At 58.8% G+C, this 3,290-nt stretch carries 3 protein-coding genes; 2 read left to right on the top strand and 1 reads right to left on the bottom strand.

Translation table 11 applies throughout. The features are described from left to right. Positions 1 to 45 precede the first annotated feature (45 nt). Entirely contained in the window at positions 46 to 1,149 is a 1,104-nt protein-coding gene (locus H565_RS0109000) for a hypothetical protein (protein WP_027460736.1), read from the top strand. A gap of 146 nt (positions 1,150 to 1,295) precedes the next feature. On the opposite strand, the gene H565_RS16420 is transcribed toward H565_RS0109000, so the two are convergent. Further along, complete coding sequence (locus tag H565_RS16420; RefSeq protein WP_157468959.1) at positions 1,296 to 2,120, bottom strand: hypothetical protein; 825 nt, start codon at positions 2,118 to 2,120, stop codon at positions 1,296 to 1,298. Between the two features lie 128 nt (positions 2,121 to 2,248). Between H565_RS16420 and H565_RS0108995 the strand changes: the two genes are divergently transcribed. Then, positions 2,249 to 3,290, top strand: a 1,042-nt coding sequence (locus H565_RS0108995; protein WP_034409037.1) for a type IIL restriction-modification enzyme MmeI, incomplete at its 3' end; no start/stop codon positions are given.

The raw sequence follows: 3,290 nt of genomic DNA, 5'->3' as shown, positions 1-3,290 counted from the left end.
GCCAGACGCGCAGCACCTCCTGAGTCTACCGCTCGTCCCTAACTCATGCCGGAATCAATAGAGACACAGGAGGCCGCGGACGAGGGCCAGCGCATCGAAGGGCTGCCCGCCACCCTGGAGGAAGCCCAGCGCCGCCTGTACGCGGCTCGGGCGGCAAGGGTCCGCATCCAGCAGATAGGCGACGACCTGACCCCCGCCGCACGTCCCAGCGCCGACGACGTGGCCGGGGACAGGGTGGCCGACCTAACCCCCAAGCGGGGCAGGGGGGCCGGGACAGAGGGGCCGGTGAGGCTGTGGCGGGTACTGCACCTGCTGGCGATCTACCGGGCCGAGCGCCTGCGCCACCACCACAGCGCCACTCAGGAGGTCTTGCACAGCGCCGCTGAGCTGCTGGCCGCCGCGCTGCGGGTGTGCCCTCGCACCGTTTCACGCTGGACAGACGCCCTGGAGGCTGCGGGCCTGATTGAGGCCCGCCCGCACTATGCGGAGGACCTGGACGCCAGCACGGGCGAGGTGGTGACGCGGGTAGACGGCACGGTGTACGCCGTCGCGCTGCAACCCGGCCACACGCCCCGGCTGACCTATGGCGACTTGCGCCACCGTTACCGCGACCTGACCGCAGACCGGGCGGTGGGCCGCACCGCGTTCAGGTACGCCAAGCGGATAAATGCCCTCTGGGACGAAGAAAAAAATATGTCAGGGTCAACTGCTTCCCGACAGGGAGCCGCAGGCGACCCCGAACAGACTGCTGTGCGGGTCTTGCAACAGTGGGCCGTTACCCCCGGAGGGGGGGAAGACTACCTCGACCCCCGTTATTCTGTTGACCCCGACATATTCTGCGAGAACGAAAAAACCTCGATGCAGACGGTGATTTACGACTTACCGCTCATCGCGGACGAGCAGGACCCCGACCGCCGCCGCGTCCTGGTCCACCACGCGGCGGGCAGTATCGCCGCTGCCCTCAATGACGACCACAGCCGCGCCTACTACGCGGGTCTCATCTGGCAGGCGCTGGCGCAGGGCTGGCGGGGGTTGCAGGCGCTCGCGGCCCAGCTCGCCCGCCTGGAGGCCGACCGCCGCGAGTGGGAAGGGTTGAGGAACCCCCCGGCCCTCCTGGTCGCTCGCCTGCGCTACCCCCCAGCCGTGTAGGCGTGACCCTTTGAAAAACGACCGCACAGGAGGGCCAGGAAGGGGTCTCAGAGAACTGTCAGAGGCTAGTGGACCTCCGGAAAGTAGGGTTGTCAGAAGAATCAGATGTTCTTCATCCACCTATTGTATTAATGGAAGCCTTATATCTACATTTTGATTTTTCCAAATAGGTAGGTCGTTTTTGGAGTCACTATCCCAGTCTTTTCTTGTTCAAGAACGCTTGAGCATTCATGACTTATCTCAAGACCTATCCTCAGAGCCTCTTCACCCAACGCTTGAGCTGCTGTGAACGCTCGATACGTTCTATCTGGATATATAGCTCCAAGATACGCGCCGATACCTTGAGCCGCTATTCTAATAGCAAGTGCCATAGTGTGAGAGCACTCAGACCTACTAAAAATTGTGTAGCGCGGCTCACTTATCAAGTAAGGTTTTCCCTCTTCTTCCATAACAACATTTGTTTTCCTAATAGAAAAGCCATTGCTATGTTTTGAGGCGCATAAAATCGAGTAAGTTTCTCGCTCAGTTAGTTCCCAGTCCTGCCTGAGTTCTTTTGTCATCTCACCATTTTTAACCATGTGTGAAAGTGTAGAGGTCATCCAGTTATTGAATCCATCACTCCATTTATGCTCATCATGAGTTAACCACTCATCTGCTTTATCAGGTTTATAGCCTATGTATGATATAAAATAAACCGTTTCAAGCATAGATGACGTTATGGTAGAAGCCTGAGTTTGGTAGCCGTCTCTCAAAATTGCCTTTGCTATTTTAAAGTCTTGATACACTTTTATAAGCGCCTGTTTACATACTCTTATATGTTTAGTAGAATCATCATTTATATAAATCTTTTCCCCGAAATCTATAACAGTGGTAAATATTTCCTGTAGTTCGTCAGGTATAGCGTAAAATAATCTTCTATCTTTGGTGGATACTTTTAGCTTTTCACTGAAGGGGACGTGAATGTATTCCATTTGGTGCCTCCTTAATTAGAATTCTTTAGAGATGAATATAAGCACTTTGACAGCCTTCTATCCCCAGGCTGGACTTCCCCCTAAGTTTGCGCGACAACAGCCTAGCCGAGTGAGAGACTGTGCCACACATGCTCACTTGGAATGAAATCCGCACCCGCGCCGCCCAGTTTGCCGACCGCTGGCAGGGGGTCACCAAGGAAAACGCCGAGGCTCAAACCTTCTGGAATGAGTTCCTGGCCGTGTACGGTGTTGACCGCCGCCGCGTGGCCGCCTTCGAGCGCAAGGTGAAGGGGCTGGAGAAGGGCAGCGGGCGGGGCCGAATTGACCTGCTATGGCCGGGCTTGTTCATGGCCGAACACAAGAGCAAGGGGCGTGATCTGGAGGCCGCCACCGGGCAGGCCCTCGACTACGTGGGGGTGTTGGAGGAGCACGAGCGGCCCCAGTGGGTCGCCGTCTCGGACTTCGGGCAGGTCCGCTTGCACGAGGTCGCCACCGGGCAGGCGGAACAGTTCGCCCTGGCTGACCTGCCCCGCCAAGTGGAGCGGTTCGCGTTCCTGATCGGCAAGCAGCTCCGCCACCAGCGCGAGGCTGACCCGGTGAACGTGAAGGCCGCGCAGCAGATGGGGAAGCTTCACAACCTGCTGGAGGACAGCGGGTACACCGGGCACGCCCTGGAAGTGCTGCTCGTGCGCCTGCTGTTCCTGCTGTTCGGGGATGACACGGGCCTCTGGGATGAGCGCGGCCTGTTTTACGACCTGCTGGCCGACCATACCCGCAGCGACGGCGAGGACACCGGCAGCGTCCTGGGGCGACTGTTCCAGGTGCTCGACACGCCGCGCGAGCGCAGGCAGGCCAACTTGCCGGACTGGCTGAACGCCTTCCCCTACGTCAATGGCGAGCTGTTCAGCGAGCGCATAGACCTCGCGGACTTCTCGCCCAAGATGCGGCAAATGCTGCTCGACGCCTGCACTCTGGACTGGGGCGCCGTGTCCCCGGCAATCTTTGGGAGCATGTTCCAGGCCGTCATGGACGAGACGGAGCGCCGCAACCTGGGGGCGCACTACACCAGCGAAGCGAACATCCTCAAAGCCCTGGGGCCGCTGTTCCTCGACGAGCTGCACGCCATGAGGGAGGCCGCGAGGGGGAACAAGAACCGCTTACAACAGTTCC

This window comes from Deinococcus murrayi DSM 11303 (genome assembly GCF_000482805.1).
GTDB classification, from domain to species: domain Bacteria; phylum Deinococcota; class Deinococci; order Deinococcales; family Deinococcaceae; genus Deinococcus; species Deinococcus murrayi.
The sequence above is the reverse complement of the archived record's forward strand: the minus strand, read 5'-3'. Positions and strand labels throughout refer to the sequence as shown.

Excerpts from the sequence above, each read along its gene's own strand:
- H565_RS16420 (WP_157468959.1), bottom strand. The coding sequence starts at position 2,120 with ATGGAATACATTCACGTCCCCTTCAGTGAAAAGCTAAAAGTATCCACC.
- H565_RS0109000 (WP_027460736.1), top strand. The coding sequence starts at position 46 with ATGCCGGAATCAATAGAGACACAGGAGGCCGCGGACGAGGGCCAGCGC.